Annotated in this window: 19 protein-coding genes; 2 read left to right on the top strand and 17 right to left on the bottom strand. The window is 72.1% G+C overall.

Features of this window, described 5'->3' with window-relative positions; translation table 11 throughout:
- Positions 1-107: 107 nt before the first annotated feature.
- Genes ABZ806_RS08390 through ABZ806_RS08380 form a run of 3 tightly spaced genes read right to left on the bottom strand, consistent with a single transcriptional unit; the run spans position 108 to position 2,164 of the window.
- Complete coding sequence (locus ABZ806_RS08390) at positions 108-869, bottom strand: AIM24 family protein (RefSeq protein ID WP_500216184.1); 762 nt, start codon at positions 867-869, stop codon at positions 108-110.
- A 3-nt stretch (positions 870-872) separates the two neighbouring features.
- Positions 873-1,526, bottom strand: coding sequence for an AIM24 family protein (locus ABZ806_RS08385; RefSeq protein ID WP_500216183.1), 654 nt, complete (start codon positions 1,524-1,526; stop codon positions 873-875).
- Positions 1,526-2,164: an AIM24 family protein gene (locus ABZ806_RS08380; RefSeq protein WP_243714440.1), complete on the bottom strand. Its 639-nt coding sequence runs from the start codon at positions 2,162-2,164 to the stop codon at positions 1,526-1,528. Before ABZ806_RS08380 ends, ABZ806_RS08385 begins: the two co-directional genes overlap by 1 nt.
- A 68-nt stretch (positions 2,165-2,232) precedes the next feature.
- On the opposite strand from ABZ806_RS08380, the gene ABZ806_RS08375 reads away from it, so the two are divergent.
- Entirely contained in the window at positions 2,233-2,628 is a 396-nt protein-coding gene (locus ABZ806_RS08375) for an ABC transporter permease (protein ID WP_500216182.1), read from the top strand.
- A gap of 45 nt (positions 2,629-2,673) precedes the next feature.
- Here ABZ806_RS08375 and ABZ806_RS08370 read toward each other — a convergent pair whose 3' ends face one another.
- Entirely contained in the window at positions 2,674-3,351 is a 678-nt protein-coding gene (locus tag ABZ806_RS08370; RefSeq protein WP_500216181.1) for a response regulator, read from the bottom strand.
- Complete coding sequence (locus ABZ806_RS08365; RefSeq protein WP_500216179.1) at positions 3,348-4,538, bottom strand: sensor histidine kinase; 1,191 nt, start codon at positions 4,536-4,538, stop codon at positions 3,348-3,350. The genes ABZ806_RS08370 and ABZ806_RS08365 overlap by 4 nt, the downstream gene beginning before the upstream one ends.
- A 122-nt stretch (positions 4,539-4,660) precedes the next feature.
- Between ABZ806_RS08365 and ABZ806_RS08360 the strand changes: the two genes are divergently transcribed.
- Positions 4,661-5,230, top strand: a complete 570-nt coding sequence (locus ABZ806_RS08360; protein WP_500216178.1) for a hypothetical protein — start codon at positions 4,661-4,663, stop codon at positions 5,228-5,230.
- Between the two features lie 80 nt (positions 5,231-5,310).
- Here the strand turns inward: ABZ806_RS08360 and ABZ806_RS08355 are convergent, their stop codons facing one another.
- From ABZ806_RS08355 to argF, 12 genes are all read right to left on the bottom strand, one after another.
- Positions 5,311-5,643, bottom strand: coding sequence for a metal-sulfur cluster assembly factor (locus ABZ806_RS08355; protein ID WP_500216177.1), 333 nt, complete (start codon positions 5,641-5,643; stop codon positions 5,311-5,313).
- Positions 5,640-6,098: a Fe-S cluster assembly sulfur transfer protein SufU gene (gene sufU, locus ABZ806_RS08350; protein WP_500216176.1), complete on the bottom strand. Its 459-nt coding sequence runs from the start codon at positions 6,096-6,098 to the stop codon at positions 5,640-5,642. Before sufU ends, ABZ806_RS08355 begins: the two co-directional genes overlap by 4 nt.
- Before the next feature lie 42 nt (positions 6,099-6,140).
- Positions 6,141-7,403, bottom strand: coding sequence for a cysteine desulfurase (locus ABZ806_RS08345; protein ID WP_500216175.1), 1,263 nt, complete (start codon positions 7,401-7,403; stop codon positions 6,141-6,143).
- On the bottom strand, positions 7,400-8,164 hold the full coding sequence (gene sufC / locus ABZ806_RS08340) for a Fe-S cluster assembly ATPase SufC (RefSeq protein WP_500216174.1): 765 nt from the start codon (positions 8,162-8,164) through the stop codon (positions 7,400-7,402). Before sufC ends, ABZ806_RS08345 begins: the two co-directional genes overlap by 4 nt.
- Before the next feature lie 27 nt (positions 8,165-8,191).
- Positions 8,192-8,506, bottom strand: a complete 315-nt coding sequence (locus tag ABZ806_RS08335; protein WP_500216173.1) for a non-heme iron oxygenase ferredoxin subunit — start codon at positions 8,504-8,506, stop codon at positions 8,192-8,194.
- Positions 8,503-9,639 (bottom strand): Fe-S cluster assembly protein SufD, encoded by a 1,137-nt coding sequence (sufD, locus tag ABZ806_RS08330; protein WP_500216172.1) that lies wholly within the window; start codon positions 9,637-9,639, stop codon positions 8,503-8,505. The genes ABZ806_RS08335 and sufD overlap by 4 nt, the downstream gene beginning before the upstream one ends.
- Positions 9,639-11,051: a Fe-S cluster assembly protein SufB gene (gene sufB, locus ABZ806_RS08325; RefSeq protein ID WP_500216171.1), complete on the bottom strand. Its 1,413-nt coding sequence runs from the start codon at positions 11,049-11,051 to the stop codon at positions 9,639-9,641. Before sufB ends, sufD begins: the two co-directional genes overlap by 1 nt.
- Positions 11,052-11,163: 112 nt before the next feature.
- The gene (locus ABZ806_RS08320; RefSeq protein WP_500216189.1) at positions 11,164-11,976 is read right to left on the bottom strand and encodes a helix-turn-helix transcriptional regulator; all 813 of its coding nucleotides are present in this window, start codon (positions 11,974-11,976) and stop codon (positions 11,164-11,166) included.
- Between the two features lie 84 nt (positions 11,977-12,060).
- Positions 12,061-13,005, bottom strand: coding sequence for a universal stress protein (locus ABZ806_RS08315; protein WP_500216170.1), 945 nt, complete (start codon positions 13,003-13,005; stop codon positions 12,061-12,063).
- On the bottom strand, positions 13,002-14,456 hold the full coding sequence (locus ABZ806_RS08310) for an amino acid permease (protein WP_500216169.1): 1,455 nt from the start codon (positions 14,454-14,456) through the stop codon (positions 13,002-13,004). The genes ABZ806_RS08315 and ABZ806_RS08310 overlap by 4 nt, the downstream gene beginning before the upstream one ends.
- Positions 14,453-15,388 carry a carbamate kinase gene (arcC, locus tag ABZ806_RS08305; protein ID WP_500216168.1) on the bottom strand — a complete coding sequence of 312 codons (936 nt, stop codon included), beginning with the start codon at positions 15,386-15,388 and terminating at the stop codon, positions 14,453-14,455. The genes ABZ806_RS08310 and arcC overlap by 4 nt, the downstream gene beginning before the upstream one ends.
- 11 nt (positions 15,389-15,399) lie before the next feature.
- Positions 15,400-16,413 carry an ornithine carbamoyltransferase gene (argF, locus tag ABZ806_RS08300; RefSeq protein WP_500216167.1) on the bottom strand — a complete coding sequence of 338 codons (1,014 nt, stop codon included), beginning with the start codon at positions 16,411-16,413 and terminating at the stop codon, positions 15,400-15,402.
- Positions 16,414-16,435: the final 22 nt, after the last annotated feature.

The raw sequence follows: 16,435 nt of genomic DNA, 5'->3' as shown, positions 1-16,435 counted from the left end.
GACCGCGACCCGTGCGGGGTGCCGTTCGGGGTGATGTGGCGGGCGCCCCCGCCGGGGTGGTGCCCGGTCTCCGCGGGCCCGGCCCGGCGCCGGGCCGGGCCCGCGGATCAGCCCTGCCGCTCGGCCGACAGCCGCTGCCCGATCGTCTGGTGCAGCCGCTGGAGCCCGGACGTGCCGACCAGCCCGATCTGGCCTTCGAGGTCGCGCAGGAGGACGTCCTCGTTCATCACGGCCTCCGACGACTGCATCATGACGGTGCCCTGGCCGGTGAAGTCGAACTGGTGCTCCTCGCCGGAATGCCCGCCGATGCCGAACGCCATGCGGGCGGCGCCGAACGCCCCGCGCATGTAGGAGTGGTCGTAGTGGTGGCAGGGCGAGGGGCAGTCGGCCCAGCCGAGCAGCGCCTGCGGGTCGACCCGGATCGGCGGCTCGACGAAGTGGACGGGCCCGTTGGAGGCCGCCACGAACCGGCCCGTGCCGATCAGCGTCAGGAACCCGGGGATGATCGACTGCTTCAGCTCCAGGCCCGGCTCGAACGCCAGCAGGTTCCCGGCCCGGACGGTGAGGTTCCCGTTCTCCAGGTCGAAGGAGTTGACGTCGAACCCGCGGTCGGCGAGGACGAGCTTGCCCTGCCCCTGCGCGACGATCCAGTCCTGCGCGTACAGCGGGGAGTTGAACGTGTGCGCGACGAGGGAGTCCAGCGGCCCCGCCGACAGCGCCTCGAACCTGATCTGCCCGTAGTAGGCGATCATCTTGCCCTTCTGCGCGAACCACTGCCCGTTGAGGTCGACGCTGAAGGCGTAGGGGTTGACGTTGTCGTTGGACGGGAGCGTGTGCGGGTTCCAGGTCCGCGTGCCGAACGTGCTCACGGGTCAGATCTTCCTCTCACTGGCCTGGACGTAGACGACGCCGGAGCCGCTCAGCTCCAGCTGGAAGCCCTCGCCGGAGCCGCGTCCGATGATGTCGCGCAGCCCGACCGCCGTGGTCAGCTTGTTCTGCACCTGGCCGCGGTGGGCCACGTACGCCTGCGGGTCGACGTGGACGGGGCGCTGCGGGGTGATCGGCAGCTCCATCACGCCGCCGTGCGACAGCAGCGCGCACGAGCCGTGCCCGGTGAGCGTCGTGGTGAACAGGCCCTGCCCGGTGACCGCGCCGCGGACGATGCCGCGCACGCCGCCCTGCTCGCCCATGAACATCGTCCCGACCTGGAGCGTCGTGTCGTGGACGAGGAGCCGGTCGGCCTCGGCGTACAGGGTGTCGGCGCCGTTCAGGTCGAGGACGGCGACCTCCAGGCCGCCGTGCCCGAACAGCACGCCGCCCTGGCCGGTGACGTGCATCATCGCGCTGCGCTCGCCGGCGACGGCGCGCCCGAGCGCGCCGCCGATGCCCTGCCCGGCGGTGGCGGTCGGCGCGAACGACACGGACCCGGTGTAGCCGAGCATCGCGCCGCGCTTGCTGTAGACCTCCTGCCCCGGCCCGATCGGCACCTGGAGCATCTTGGAGTTGATCGACTGGTATCCGGGCATCAGATCTCCAAGATTCCGCCGCGTTCGGCCGGCTGGACGTACACCAGCCCGTGCCCCTGGTACCGGAACTGCACGCTCTCCCCCGATCCCTGGCCGATCACCGTCCGCCAGTTGACGTCGGTGACCACGTCCTGCTGGAGCTGCCCGTGATGGCACACGTACGCGTGGGGGTCGACGCACAGCGGTGTCTGCGGCGTCACCTCCAGCGCGATGGCCGGCCCCTCGGACAGGACCGCGACCGTGCCGTGCCCGTCCACCTTCGTGGTGGCGAGGCCCTGGCCGGTGCCCATGCCCCGCAGCCCGACGAACTGGACGCCGGTCTGCAGGTTCCCGTCGAGGGCCAGCAGGCTCTCCGACTCCACGAACAGGGTGTCGCCGGTGAGCTGGACGAGCGTGACCTCCGTCGCCTCGCTCGCCAGGTACACCGTGCCCTGCCCGGTGATCTCCATGAGGGTCATGCCCTCGCCGGCGATCCGCCGTTTGAGGGCGCCCCGCAGTCCCTCCCCGCCCGTCATGCCCTGCCGCTTGAACGCCATCTGGCCCTCGTAGGCGACCATGGAGCCGTTCAGCGCCCTGATGGTCTCGCCGGCGAGGTCGACGGCGAGCATCTTCGACCCGTTCATTCGAAATTGCGCCACGAAGCGAGAAGATACAGCCCGGCGCGTTGCCGGTCCCGCTCACGCGCACATCGGGAAGGATGAGCACCATGTGGATCGCTCCCGAACGCCGCAGTCTCAGCCGGTGGGCCGTGCCAGGGCTCGTCCTGGCCGCCGGTGTGGTGGTCGGGGCCGTGCTGGCCGCCGACGGGCGGTCCGGGACGGCCCTCGTAGCGCTGGGCGCGCTCGCCGGGTACGCCCTGTACCTGGGCTACCGGCGCAACGAGCCGGCGCTGCCGATCAGCGACGGGTTCGGGTCGGGCACCCGGGCCCGCGCCCATCTGCGCGCCGCCGCGACCACCGGCGACGTGCTGACGGTCGCGGTGGTCGGCGCCCTCGTCGTCCAGGCGCTGCGCGGCTCCGACATCACCGCCTTCGCCTGGCTCGCGGCGGTCGCCGGCGTCACCTACCTGCTCGCCGCCCTGGCCGGCACCCGCAGCCTCTGAACCTCCGCCGCCGGGGCATGGCGGGCTGAGCGCGCCGCTGCGCGATCAGGCCGGATCCGGCGGCCCCTCGGCGGGATCGTGCCGGGAAAGTCCGGTGGCGGCCGTTTCCTGGGCGAGGATGGCCGCCTGCACGCGGCCGGCCAGCCCCAGCTTGCCGAGGATGCGGCTGACGTGCGTCTTGGTCGTCGTCTCCGCCATGTCGAGGCGGGCCGCGATCTGCCCGTTCGACAGGCCCTCGCCCAGGCACGCGAACACCTCGCGCTCGCGCGGCGTCAGCTCCGCCAGGCCGGGCGCCTCCGGTTGGGCCGCGGGCCGGGCCGCGAAGGCGCCGATCAGCCGCCGGGTCACCCGCGGGGCGATGATGCCGTCGCCGGCCGCGACCGTCCGGACGGCCTCCACGAGCCGGTCGGCGTCCACGTCCTTCAGCAGGAAGCCGGCGGCGCCCGCGCGGAGCGCGCCGAAGACGTACTCGTCCATGTCGAACGTGGTCAGCACCAGGACGTCGGTGAACCCGGCGATCTCCCGGGTCGCGCTGATCCCGTCCAGGCGGGGCATGCGGACGTCCATGAGCACCACGTCCGGGCGCAGCTCCCGGGCCAGCTCCACCGCGCGCAGCCCGTCCTCGGCCTCGCCGACGACCCGCACGTCCGGCGCGCCGCGCAGGATCAGCACCAGACCGGCCCGCACCGCCGCCTGGTCGTCGGCGACCAGCACCTCGATCATGGCGTCCCCTCCAGCTCCACCGGCAGCTCGGCGTGCACCCGCCACCGCCCGCCGTCCGGGCCCGCGTCGAACTCCCCGGCCAGCATCACCGCGCGCTCGCGCATCCCGACCAGGCCGCTGCCGCTGCCCGGCAGCCGGGAGCCGTCCCGGCCGAGCGGGCTGGACACGTCGATCACGAGCCGCCGGCCGTACTCGACCCGGACCCGCGCGCGGCCGGGCCCGGCGTGCTTGAGCGCGTTGGTCAGCGACTCCTGGACGATCCGGTACGCGGCCAGCTCGACCGCCGCGGGCAGCTCCGCCGGCTCCCCCGTGACCTCCAGGCACGCCGACAGATCCGGCCGCGCGGTGTGCCGGACGAGCCGGTCCAGCTCGGCGATCCGCGGCCGGGCGGCGGGGTCGGCGTCGCCGCCGTCCCGCAGCAGCCCGATCATCCGGCGCATCTCGGCGAGGCCCTGCACGCTGTTCTCCCGGATGACCCGCATGGACTGCTCGATCTCGGCCCGGTCGAGGTCGGGGACGCGCAGCACCGCCGAGGAGTGCAGCGCCACCGCGCTCAGATGGTTGGCGATCACGTCGTGCAGCTCGCGGGCCATCCGGGCCCGCTCGGCGGTCACCGCGGCGCGCCGGTCCAGCTCGGCCAGCCGCGCCACCTGCTCGGCCCGCTCGCGCTCGGCCTCGGCCCGCCGCCGCTCCGCCTCCGCCCGGTACCGGTGCTCGCGCACCGCCATCGCGGTCAGCACCGGCGACACCCACACCAGCCCGGCGACCGCGCCCGCCACCACGCCGACCGCGACGACGCGCAGCGCGATCCAGACGCCGGCCGCGACCGCCAGCGACGCGAACACCGTCGACCCGAGCAGCCACTCCGCCGTCCGCCGCCGCCCGTACAGGCTCGCCGCGTACAGCGCGTCCCCGTAGATCATCGCGGTGGCGATGCTCGGCCCGAACGCCACGTCGGCGAAGTTGAAGGGGGTGGCCAGCGCCAGCCCGGTCAGCGGCGCCGTCCGCCGCAGCAGCATCGCCGCGCACAGCCCGAGCAGCGGGACGAGGCGCACCCACCGCGAGGGGTCCCAGCCCGGCGTCCACGTCGAGTAGCCGTGCGCCGCGAGCATCAGCAGCCCGCCGGCGAGGGCGGCCGCCACGATCAGCGCGTCCTGGCGCGTGGTCAGCCGTCGGATCTGGTGCACGGATACATCTCAGCATCCCGGCCGCCATGCCTCGTCCGCCCGGGTGAGGAGCGCGCGTACATCCTTCGGACGACCCGGGAACCTCACCGCGGACGACGATCCGGCGCCGTCCCGCCGCCAGGATGGAGACCGTGCTCATCGCCGTCATCGCCGGATGCGAGATCGGGTTCTGGATCGTCCTCGCCGCCGGCCTCCTCGCCCGCTACCCGCTGCGGCTGCGCCGCACCGGCGCGGCGCTGCTGCTCTGCGTCCCGCTGCTGGACCTGGTCCTGCTGGCCGCCACCGCGATCGACCTGCGGGGCGGGGCGACGGCCGGGACCGGCCACGGCCTCGCCGCCGCCTACCTCGGCTACTCGGTCGCGTTCGGGCACAGCATGGTCCGCTGGGCGGACGAGCGCTTCGCGCACCGCTTCGCCGGCGGCCCGCCGCCGCGCGGGAAACCGGAGTACGGCGGTGCCCGCACCCGCTACGAGTGGCGCGAGTTCGGCAAGGCGGCCCTCGCGACCGCCGTCGCCTGCGCCCTCCTCCTCGCCATGATCGTCCTCGTGGACGACCCGGACCGCACGCGGGCCCTCACCGCCTGGCTGGGCCGCCTCGGCACCGTCCTCGCGGTCTGGTCCCTCTGGCCGATCACCCACACCCTGTGGCCCGCCAAGCCGAAGGACCGCGCGGACCCCGCACCGCGGGAGTGACGACCGGGAGAGGGCGGTGGCCCGGGGGACGCGTGAAGGCCGCGCCCCCGGCCTGGGGCGCGGCCTTCACGCGAGGTGGTTCAGACGTTGAAGCCGAGGGCGCGGAGCTGGTCCCGGCCGTCGTCGGTGATCTTGTCGGGGCCCCACGGCGGGAGCCACACCCAGTTGATCTTGACGTCCTTGACGAGGCCCTCCAGCGCGCTGTGGGCCTGGTCCTCGATCACGTCGGTGAGCGGGCAGGCGGCGCTGGTGAGCGTCATGTCGATCGTGGCCACCTCTTCGTCGAGGTTGATGCCGTAGATCAGGCCGAGGTCGACGACGTTGATGCCGAGTTCGGGGTCGACGACGTCCTTCAGCGCCTCCAGGACCTCATCCTCCTGAGGGGCCGTGCCGGTCGCGGGCGTATCGGTCATGATGCCTCTCCGAGTGCGCGTGCGGTCGCGTCCTTCCACGCCATCCAGGCGAGGAGGGCGCATTTGATCCTGGCGGGGTACTTGGAGACCCCGGCGAAGGCGATGGCGTCCTCCAGGACGTCCTCGTCGGGCTCGACGTCCTGGCCGCGGGACTGCATCAGGGCCAGGAACTCCTCGCCGACGGCCATCGCCTCCTTCACTGACTTCCCGATGATCAGGTCGGACATCACCGAGGCGCTGGCCTGGCTGATCGAGCAGCCCATGGCGTCGTAGGACACGTCGGCGACCGTGGCGTCCTGGCCGCCGCCGTCCAGATGGACGCGCAGCGTCACCTCGTCACCGCAGGTCGGGTTGACGTGGTGCGCCTCACCCTCGAACGGCTCCCGCAACCCCTTGTGGTGGGGGTTGCGGTAGTGGTCCAGGATGACCTCCTGGTACATCGCCTCCAGCTGCATGTCGTCCCTTCCAAGCCTTTTTCGCTACAACCGGCCCGCGCGTCAGCGTGTTCCGAAGAACTTCTGCGCATGCCGTACCCCGTCGGCGAGCGCGTCCACATCGGCGAGGGTGTTGTAAAGGTAGAACGTCGCCCGGGTCGTCGCCGGAATGCCGAAGCGCCGGCAGATCGGCCACGCGCAGTGGTGGCCGACGCGGACCTCGACGCCCTGGTCGTCCAGGACCTGGCCGACGTCGTGGGGGTGGATGTCCTCCACGGTGAACGACACCGCGCCGCCGCGCGCCTCGGTCGTGCCGGGGCCGATGATGCGGACGCCGGGGATCTCGCCGAGCCGCTCGAGGGAGTAGCCGACGAGGGCCTCCTCGTGGGCGTGGACGCGGTCCATGCCGAGGTCGGCGAGGTAGTCGCAGGCGACGCCGAGGCCGATGGCCTGCGCGGTCATCGGGACGCCGGCCTCGAACCGCTGCGGCGGCGGCATGAACGTGGTCTGCTCCATGTGGACGACCTCGATCATGGACCCGCCGGTGATGAACGGCGGCATCGCCTCGAGGAGGTCGCCGCGGCCCCACAGGACGCCGATACCGGTCGGGCCCAGCATCTTGTGGCCGGAGAACGCCAGGAAGTCGGCCCCCAGCTCGGTGACGTCGACCGGCTGGTGCGGGACGGACTGCGCGGCGTCCAGCAGGACGAGCGCGCCGACGGCGTGGGCGCGCTCGATGATCCGCTCCACCGGCGGAACGGTGCCGAGCACGTTCGACTGGTGCGTCAGCGCGACGATCTTGGTGCGCTCGGTGACCAGGTCGTCGAGGTCGTCCAGGTCGAGGCGGCCCTCGTCGGTGATGCCGAACCAGCGCAGCGTCGCCCCGGTGCGCCGGCACAGCTGCTGCCACGGGACGAGGTTGGCGTGGTGCTCCATCTCCGACACCACGACCTCGTCGCCGGGGCCGACCGCGAACCGCTCGGCCTCCGGGCCGGCGGTCGCGGCGTTGCTCATCGCGTACGCGACGAGGTTGATGCCCTCGGTGGCGTTCTTGGTGAACACGATCTCGGCGGGCGACGCGCCGATGAACCGGGCGATGGACGCGCGGGCGTTCTCGTACGCCTCCGTGGCCTCCTCGGCGAGCAGGTGCGCGCCGCGGTGCGGGGCCGCGTTGTGCCGCTCGTAGAACTCCCGCTCCGCGTCCAGCACGCGGACGGGCTTCTGCGATGTCGCCCCCGAGTCGAGGTACACCAGAGGACGCCCGCCGCGGACCGTCCGGCCCAGCAGCGGGAAGTCCTTCTTCAGCTCCTCGGGCAGCATGGTCATAGGGTCGCGCCCGCCTTCGCGTACTTCTCGTAGCCCTCGTTCTCCAGCTCGTCGGCCAGCTCGGGGCCGCCCGCGGCGACGACGCGGCCGGCCGCGAACACGTGCACGAAGTCGGGCTTCACGTACCGCAGTATGCGGGTGTAGTGCGTGATGAGCAGGACGCCGGTGTCGCCGCCAGAGAAGCGGTTCACGCCCTCGGAGACGACCTTGAGGGCGTCGACGTCGAGGCCGGAGTCGGTCTCGTCGAGGATCGCGAACTTCGGCTTGAGCAGCTCCAGCTGGAGGATCTCGTGCCGCTTCTTCTCACCGCCGGAGAAGCCCTCGTTCAGGCTGCGCTGCGCGAACGCCGGGTCGATGGACAGGTTGTCCATCGCCGCCTTCATCTCCTTGGAGAACTCGCGGAGCTTCGGGGCCTCGCCGCGGACGGCGGTCACCGCCGAGCGCAGGAAGTTCGAGACGGACACGCCCGGCACCTCGACCGGGTACTGCATCGCCAGGAACAGCCCGGCGCGGGCGCGCTCGTCGACCGACATCGCGAGGACGTCCTCGCCGTCCAGCGTGACCGTGCCGGACGTCACCGTGTACTTGGGGTGCCCGGCGACCGCGTAGGCCAGGGTGGACTTGCCGGAGCCGTTCGGCCCCATGATCGCGTGGGTCTCGCCGGCCGTCACGGTCAGGTCGACCCCGCGCAGGATCTCCTTCGCCCCGTCGGAGCCGTCGCCGACGGAGACGTGGAGGTCGCGGATCTCTAGCGTGGCCATAGTGCGTGTGGTTCCTTCGTCGTCGGGTCAGTCGTCGCCGAGCGAGACGAAGACGTCCCCGCTCTCGACCTTGACCTTGTAGGTGGCGACCGGCTGCGTGGCCGGCGGGTTGGTGGGCTTGCCGCTGCGCAGGTCGAAGCACGACCCGTGCAGCCAGCACTCGATGGTGCCGTTGTAGATCTCGCCCTCCGACAGCGAGACCTCGGCGTGCGAGCAGATGTCGTTCAGGGCGTACACCTCGTCGCCGCTGCGCGCGATGACGACGGGCGTGTCGTCGACCTCGACGCCGAGGGCCCCGTCGGCGGGGACCTCGTCCAGCGCGCACACCTTCACGTACGTCATCGAGCGGCTCCCTGGTCCAGCTCTTCCTCGATGGCCTCGCGCACCTTGTCGCGGACCTCGGCGACCTCGATGCGCTCGACCAGCTGGCCGAGGAAGCCCCGGACGACCATGCGGCGGGCGTCGTCGAAGGTGATGCCGCGGGCCCGCAGGTAGAACAGGTGCTCGTCGTCCAGGCGCCCCGACGCGGAGGCGTGCCCCGCGCCGGTGACCTCGCCGGTGAGGATCTCCAGGTTCGGCACCGAGTCGACCCGCGTCCCGTCGGTGAGGACGAGGTTGCGGTTCAGCTCGTAGGTGTCGGTGCCCTCCGCCTCCGCGCGGATGATCACGTCGCCGATCCACACGGCGTGCGCGTCCTGGTCCTGCAGGGCGCCACGGTAGTCGACGCGGCTGCGGCAGTGCGGGACGGTGTGGTCGACGAGGAGGCGGTGCTCCAGGTGCTGGCCGCCGTCGACGAAGTACACCCCGTACAGCTCGGCGTCGCCGCCCGGCGCCGCGTAGGCGATGGACGGCGAGATCCGCACGACGTCGCCGCCGAGCGAGATGTTGTGCGAGACGAACCGGGCGTCGCGGCCGAGCCGGGCGTGCTGGTGAGCGACGTGGACGGCGTCGTCCGCCCAGTCCTGCAGGCTGATCACCGACAGCCGGGCGCCGTCGCCGACGACGAACTCGATGTTCTCGGCGTAGGTCGCCGAGCCGCGGTGGGTGAGTACCACCGTGGCCTCGGCGAGCGGCTCCACCACGACGGTGGTGTGGCCGTAGGCGGCGGCCGAGGCGTCCTCGCCGCGCCGCCGCAGGACGGTCGGCGCCGAGGCGACGGCCTCCTTCGGGACGGTCACGACGGTGGCGTCGGCGAAGGAGTTCCACGCCTGGGCGCTGACCCGGTCGGCGGGCACGTACGCCTTGCCGAGGCGCGGGTCGTCGCGCCCGACGGTCTCGACGGTGACCTCGGGGGCCGCCTCGACCTCCAGCAGGACCTTGCCGCCCTCCTGCGCGGTGCCCTGGTGCAGGCCGCGGAGGCGGCGCAGCGGGGTGAACCGCCACTCCTCCTCGCGGCCCGTCGGGACCTCGAAGTCGGCGACGTCGTAGGACGCCTTCTCGTGCAGCGTCGAGAGAGGCTTGGTGTCGAGCCCCATCAGCCGACGGCTCCTTCCATCTGCAGCTCGATGAGCCGGTTCAGCTCAAGGGCGTACTCCATCGGCAGCTCCCGCGCGATGGGCTCGACGAACCCGCGCACGATCATCGCCATCGCCTCGTCCTCGGTGAGGCCGCGGCTCATCAGGTAGAACAGCTGCTGCTCCGACACCTTGGAGACGGTGGCCTCGTGGCCCATCTCCACGTCGTCCTCGCGGACGTCGACGTAGGGGTAGGTGTCGGACCGGCTGATCTGGTCGACCAGCAGCGCGTCGCACTTGACCGTGGACTTGCTGTGCGCGGCGCCCTCCTGGATCTGCACGAGCCCGCGGTAGGAGGTGCGGCCGCCGCCGCGCGCCACCGACTTGGAGATGATCGTGCTGGAGGTGTTGGGCGCGGCGTGCACCATCTTGGCGCCGGCGTCCTGGTGCTGGTCCTCGCCGGCGAAGGCGATCGACAGGGTCTCGCCCTTGGCGTGCTCGCCGAGCAGGTAGACCGCCGGGTACTTCATGGTGACCTTGGAGCCGATGTTGCCGTCGACCCACTCCATGGTGGCGCCCTCGTAGGCGACGGCGCGCTTGGTCACCAGGTTGTAGACGTTGTTCGACCAGTTCTGGATGGTCGTGTAGCGGACGCGGGCGTCCTTCTTGACGATGATCTCCACGACCGCCGAGTGCAGCGAGTCCGACTTGTAGATCGGCGCGGTACAGCCCTCGACGTAGTGGACGTAGGAGCCCTCGTCGGCGATGATCAGCGTCCGCTCGAACTGGCCCATGTTCTCGGTGTTGATCCGGAAGTAGGCCTGGAGCGGGATCTCCACGTGCACGCCCGGCGGGACGTAGACGAACGAGCCGCCCGACCACACGGTGGTGTTGAGCGCGGCGAACTTGTTGTCGCCGACCGGGATCACCGAGCCGAAGTACTCCTGGAAGATCTCCGGGTGCTCGCGCAGGCCGGTGTCGGTGTCGACGAAGATGACGCCCTTCTCCTCAAGGTCCTCACGGATCTTGTGGTAGACGACCTCCGACTCGTACTGCGCGGCGACGCCGGCGATGAGGCGCTGCTTCTCCGCCTCCGGGATGCCGAGCCTGTCGTAGGTGTTCTTGATGTCGTCGGGGAGCTCCTCCCACGACGACGCCTGCTGCTCGGTGGAGCGCACGAAGTACTTGATGTTGTCGAAGTCGATGTCCGACAGGTCCGAGCCCCAGGTGGGCATCGGCTTCTTGTTGAACAGCCGCAGCCCCTTCAGGCGCAGGTCCAGCATCCACTCGGGCTCGTTCTTCTTCCCCGAGATGTCGCGGACGACGTCCTCGTTCAGGCCGCGGCGCGCCGCGGCGCCGGCTTCGTCCGAGTCGGCCCAGCCGAACTTGTACCTGTCGAGCCCCTCGAGTTCCGGGTGGGCTGCTGTAGTCATAGAACAACTCCAGAGAGTGATATGTTCGTCACGTCGCGATAGCCGAGCGACCGGCGGCAGGGCATGCCGTTGCAGGACGTGGAGACTTCGCTGCTGGGCGGTCTGTGAAGCGTCAACCTCGGCCCCCCGGGTCGGACCCCTCGGCCTCGGCCGCTGGGCGGATGTCAAAGGGAGATCCCTCCGGACCGCCCCCTCGGGCCCGGTCGGCGCACAAGTCGACCGGGCTGACGTGGGTGGTGCAGATCCCGTCGCCGTGGGCGATGGTGGCCAGCCGCTGGACGGGGGTGCCGAGCAGCCTGCTGAACGCCTCGGTCTCGGCCTCGCACAGCTGCGGGAACTCCGCGGCGACGTGCGCGACCGGGCAGTGGTGCTGGCACAGCTGCTCGCCGCCGCCCGGCTGGGGCGCCTTGGCCGCGGCGGCCGCGTAGCCGTCGCCGGACAGTGCCTCGGCGAGCATGCGGACCCGCTGCTGGGGCGGCGCGCCCTCCACGACCGGCCGGTACCGCTGCTCCAGGTCGGCGATCTGCCGCCGGGCGAACTCGGCGACGGCGTGGTCGCCGGCCTTCTCCGCCAGGAACCGCAGCGCGCTGCCCGCCAGGTCGTCGTAGGCGTGCACGAACGCGCTGCGCCCCGCGTCGGTGATGGCGAACCACTTGGCGGGGCGTCCCCGGCCGCGCCGGGTCTGCGGCACCCGCGCCTTGCGGACCTCGATCATGCCCTCGGCCAGCAGCGCGTCCAGGTGCCGGCGGATCGCGGCCGGCGTGAGGCCGACGCGCTCGCCCAGCGTGGACGCCGTGACCGGCCCGTGCTCGAGGATCAGCCGGGCCACCCGGGCGCGCGTGTCGCGCTCGGTGTGGCCGGGGCCGGACGGCATGCCGGAACGCCGCGCGGCGGCGGCTCCGGTGGTCGTCTGCTCCTCGCTCACGTATTTCACAACATCAGTGTGCCGTAATTCCTTCCCCCGAAACACCGGAACGCCGATGTCGTAGCTCACGCAGGCAAGCCTTACCTAACCTGGACGTTCTCCGGCGGCGGGCGCGGCGGCCCCGCGCGGCAGCAGCAGCACCGGGCACGGCGCGGCGCGCAGGATCTTGCCGGAGCTCTCCCCGAGGAAGACCTTGCGCAGCGGCCCGTCCTGGCCGGACAGGCAGGCCAGCACCTCGCCGTGCAGCATATCGACGGTGCCGAGCGTCTTGGCGATGTCGGTCCCGATCGCGGTGAGCCGCTCCACCGGCGTCCCGCCGCCGAGCAGCCCGGCGGCGTACCGCAGGTCCTCCTCGGCCTGGGCGAGCTGGCGGTCCAGCACGCCGCCCGGGGCGCGGAACCTGGCCGCCAGGCCGGGCGGCCGGATCAGGAGGGTGAGCAGCCGCAGCTCGGCGTCCAGCCGCTCCGCGACCGCGGCGGCGGCCGTCAGCGGCCCGTCGGCGTCCTGCCGCCGCCAGTAGGCGAGGGTCATCCGCGCGATGCGCCGCGGCGGGTGGGCCGCGTAGCCGCGCGGGGCGAGCATGACCGGGACGGGCGAGCCGTGCAGCAGCTGGTCGGCGGTGCTGCCGATCGCGACCCGGCCGCGCCGCCCGCGCGGCGCCGAGCCCGCCACGATCAGGTCGGCGCCCACGTCGCCGGCGACCTGGATGAGGCCGCGCCCGCTGCTGCGGTGGGCGTGGACGCGCACCTCGACGTCCCGCTTCGGGACGTCCATCTCCGCGAGGCGCGCGGCGGCCTCGTCGAGCGCCTCGTCCGACTGGCCCCTGAGCCAGGCGACCCATTCGGCGTCCACCGCGCCGGGACCGGGGGTCGGCCACGGCGGCGGATGGACGTGGACGGCCGTCAGCGGCGCGCGCATCGTCCGGGCGAGCAGGGCGGCCAGCGCGAGCGCGTCGGCGCCGCGCTCGTCCGGCGCGTACCCGACCAGCACCCGCATCGGCCTCGTGTCGTTCTCCTTCGCGGCGTTCACCGCCTCCCCCTTCCCGCGGATCGCTCCGCCAGGCGTGAATGCCGGTGGCCGTACAGGAAGTAGGCGGCCAGCCCGACGGCGCACCACAGCGCGAACACCACCCAGGTGACGCTGCCGAGGCCGACCATCAGGTACACGCAGAACCCGACGCCGAGCAGCGGCGTCACCGGGAACAGCGGGGTCCGGAAGCTGCGCGGCAGGTCCGGCCGGGTGCGGCGCAGCACGATGACGCCGACGCTGACCAGCGCGAACGCGAACAGCGTCCCGATGCTGGTGGCGTCCACGAGCCGGCCGAGCGGGATCACCGCGGCCAGGACGCCGATGAACGCCGCGACGATGACGGTGTTGGCGACGGGCACCCGCCGGCCCGGGCTGACCTTCTGGAACACGTCCGGGACGAGCCCGTCCCGCGCCATGGCGAACAGGATGCGGGTCTGCCCGTACATGACGGTGAGGACGACGCTGGCGATGGCGATCACCGCGCCGAGCGCGAGGATCATCGACGGCCAGGACCGCCCGGTCGCCACGTCCAGCACCTCCGCCAGGGACGCCTCCGAACCGCTCAGCGCGAACTTCTCCCAGTGCATCGCGGCGACGGCGGCGAGGCCGACCAGCACGTACAGGACGGTGACGATGGCCAGCGACAGGACGATCGCGAGCGGCAGGTCGCGGCGCGGGTTCTTCGCCTCCTCGCCGGCGGTGGAGGCGGCGTCGAAGCCGATGTAGGAGAAGAACACCTTGCCGCCGGCGGCGCTGATCCCCGCCCAGCCCATCGGCGCGAACGCGCTCAGGTTCCCCGCCTTGAACGCGGTGAAGGCGACCGCGCAGAAGAACAGCAGCACGGCGATCTTCAGGAACACCATGACCGTGTTGGCGGCCGCGCTCTCGGACGTGCCGCGCAGCAGGAGCAGCGCCGCGATCAGCACCACGACCACGGCCGGGACGTTGACCAGGCCGCCGTCGCCGGGCGGGTTGGCGATCTCCGCCGGGATCGTGAAGCCGAGCGCCGAGTCGAGGAACGCGTTGAGGTAGGAGCCCCAGCCGACCGCGACGGCCGACACCGACACCGCGTACTCCAGCAGCAGGCACCACCCGCAGACCCAGGCGACCAGCTCGCCGAGCGTCGCGTAGGCGTAGGAGTAGGACGAGCCGGACACCGGGATCGTCCCGGCCAGCTCCGCGTACGACAGCGCCGAGAACAGCGCGGTGACGGCCGCGAGCACGAACGCCAGCACGACCGCCGGGCCGGCCAGCGGCACCGCCTCGCCGAGGACGACGAAGATGCCGGTGCCGAGGGTCGCGCCGACGCTGAAGAAGGTGAGCTGCAGCAGGCCCATCGAGCGCTTCAGCTCGCCGCCCTCGCCCTGCCCGCCCTCGGCGACGATCCGGTCGACCGGCTTGGTGCGCAGCAGGCTGCGCGCGAACGACCCCGGCGCCGTCCCGGTGGTCACAGGGTGCTCTCCAGCGGCCAGGTGGCGTTGGGCGTGACGATCGTCCCGGCGGTGCCGGCGAGGATCTCCACGCACTGGTCGAGCAGCCCGATCGCGGCCATGTCGCCGGTCCGCTCGACGAAGCTCACCGCCGCCTGGACCTTCGGGCCCATCGACCCGGCGGGGAAGTCCTCGGCGCGCAGCTCGTAGGGGGTCGTGTGGCCGATCTCCTCCTGCTCCGGCGTGCCGAAGTCGCGCATCACGCGGGGCACGTCGGTGAGGATGAGCAGCGCGTCCGCGTCCATGCTCTCGGCCAGGACGGCCGCGGTGAGGTCCTTGTCGATCACCGCCTCGACGCCCTCCAGCCGCCCGACGTCGTTGCGGAACACCGGGACGCCGCCGCCGCCCGCGCACACCACCACGGTGCCGAGCCGGACCAGCTCGCGGATCAGCCGGGTCTCGATCACCCGCTGCGGGCGCGGGGACGGCACGACGCGGCGCCACTTCTCCCCGTCCTGCCGGACGGTCCAGCCGTACTCGCCGGCGAGCTTGTCGGCCTCCTCCCGGTCGTAGACCTGCCCGACGAACTTGGTCGGGTTCTGGAACGCCGGGTCCACCGCCGACACCAGCGTCTGGTTGATCATCGCCATCACCTGGCGGCCGGGCAGCGCGTTCTGCAGCGACTGCAGCATCCAGTAGCCGATCATGCCCTGGGTCTCGGCGCCGATCGTGTCGAGCGGGTAGGGCCGGGTGAGGTTCGGGTCGTTGACGCTCTCCAGCGCCAGCACCCCGACCTGCGGCCCGTTCCCGTGCGTGATGATCAGCTCGTGCCTCTCGGCGAGCGGCGCGAGCGCCCGCACCGCCCGGTCGACGTTGGCGCGCTGCGGCCCGGCGTCGGCCAGGTCCCCCCGTTTGACCAGCGCGTTCCCCCCGAGCGCGACGACGACGCGCATCCGTTCCCCCTTCACCCGCCCGGCCCGCCGAGCGTCGCGACCATGACCGCCTTGATGGTGTGCATCCGGTTCTCGGCCTCGTCGAAGACGATCGAGGCGCCCGACTCGAACACCTCGTCGGTGACCTCCAGCGCCTCCAGGCCGGTCTTCCGGTAGATCTCCTCCCCCACCGCCGTGCCCCTGTCGTGGAAGGCGGGAAGGCAATGCATGAACTTGACCTCCGGGTTGCCGGTCGCCCGCAGGACCCCGGTGTTCACCTGGTAGGGCTTGAGCAGCGCTATGCGCTCATCCCAGACTTCCTCGGGCTCGCCCATCGACACCCACACGTCGGTCATGACGAAGTCGGCGCCCCGGACGCCCTCGGACACGTCCTCGGTGAGGGTGATGTCCGCCCCGGTCTTGGCCGCCACCGCCTTGGACGGCTGGACGACCGTTTCCTCGTCCGGCCACAGGGTCCGTGGCGCGACGATGCGCACGTTCATGCCGAGCAGCGCCCCGGTGGCCACATAGGAGTGGCCCATGTTGTTGCGCGCGTCGCCCAGGTAGGCGTACGTGACGTCGGGCAGGGGCTTGTCGCTGTGCTCGCGCATGGTGAGCATGTCAGCGAGCATCTGTGTGGGGTGCCACTCGTCGGTCAGGCCGTTCCACACGGGGACGCCCGCGTACTCGGCGAGCTCCTCCACGAGCCTTTGGCTCGACCCCCGGTACTCGATGCCGTCGTACATCCGCCCAAGGACGCGGGCCGTGTCCTTCATCGACTCCTTGTGGCCGATCTGCGTCCCGCCGGGGCTGAGGTAGGACGTGTGGGCGCCCTGGTCGTGCGCGGCGACCTCGAACGCGCAGCGCGTCCGGGTGGACGTCTTCTCGAAGATCAGCGCGATGTTCCTGCCGGTCAGGGCCCGCCGCTCCGTCCCGGCGTACTTGGCGGCCTTCAGCTCGGCCGCGAGATCGAGCAGGTGCCCGAACTCCCCGGGCGTGAAGTCGAGTTCCTTGAGCAGGCTGCGGCCGCGGAGGTCGAGCGCCATTTCCGGTCTCCCGAGAGTCGTG

Source organism: Spirillospora sp. NPDC047418 (assembly GCF_040643275.1).
In the GTDB taxonomy this organism is placed as follows: Bacteria; Actinomycetota; Actinomycetes; order Streptosporangiales; family Streptosporangiaceae; genus Spirillospora.
The sequence above is the reverse complement of the archived record's forward strand: the minus strand, read 5'-3'. Positions and strand labels throughout refer to the sequence as shown.

Bases quoted from the DNA above. Each gene is read 5' to 3' on its own strand.
- ABZ806_RS08385 (WP_500216183.1), bottom strand. From the start codon at position 1,526: ATGCCCGGATACCAGTCGATCAACTCCAAGATGCTCCAGGTGCCGATC.
- ABZ806_RS08375 (WP_500216182.1), top strand. From the start codon at position 2,233: ATGTGGATCGCTCCCGAACGCCGCAGTCTCAGCCGGTGGGCCGTGCCA.
- sufB (WP_500216171.1), bottom strand. From the start codon at position 11,051: ATGACTACAGCAGCCCACCCGGAACTCGAGGGGCTCGACAGGTACAAG.
- ABZ806_RS08345 (WP_500216175.1), bottom strand. From the start codon at position 7,403: ATGACCATGCTGCCCGAGGAGCTGAAGAAGGACTTCCCGCTGCTGGGC.
- ABZ806_RS08370 (WP_500216181.1), bottom strand. From the start codon at position 3,351: ATGATCGAGGTGCTGGTCGCCGACGACCAGGCGGCGGTGCGGGCCGGT.
- arcC (WP_500216168.1), bottom strand. From the start codon at position 15,388: ATGCGCGTCGTCGTCGCGCTCGGGGGGAACGCGCTGGTCAAACGGGGG.
- sufC (WP_500216174.1), bottom strand. From the start codon at position 8,164: ATGGCCACGCTAGAGATCCGCGACCTCCACGTCTCCGTCGGCGACGGC.
- argF (WP_500216167.1), bottom strand. From the start codon at position 16,413: ATGGCGCTCGACCTCCGCGGCCGCAGCCTGCTCAAGGAACTCGACTTC.
- ABZ806_RS08360 (WP_500216178.1), top strand. From the start codon at position 4,661: ATGGAGACCGTGCTCATCGCCGTCATCGCCGGATGCGAGATCGGGTTC.
- sufD (WP_500216172.1), bottom strand. From the start codon at position 9,639: ATGGGGCTCGACACCAAGCCTCTCTCGACGCTGCACGAGAAGGCGTCC.
- ABZ806_RS08355 (WP_500216177.1), bottom strand. From the start codon at position 5,643: ATGACCGATACGCCCGCGACCGGCACGGCCCCTCAGGAGGATGAGGTC.
- sufU (WP_500216176.1), bottom strand. From the start codon at position 6,098: ATGCAGCTGGAGGCGATGTACCAGGAGGTCATCCTGGACCACTACCGC.
- ABZ806_RS08335 (WP_500216173.1), bottom strand. From the start codon at position 8,506: ATGACGTACGTGAAGGTGTGCGCGCTGGACGAGGTCCCCGCCGACGGG.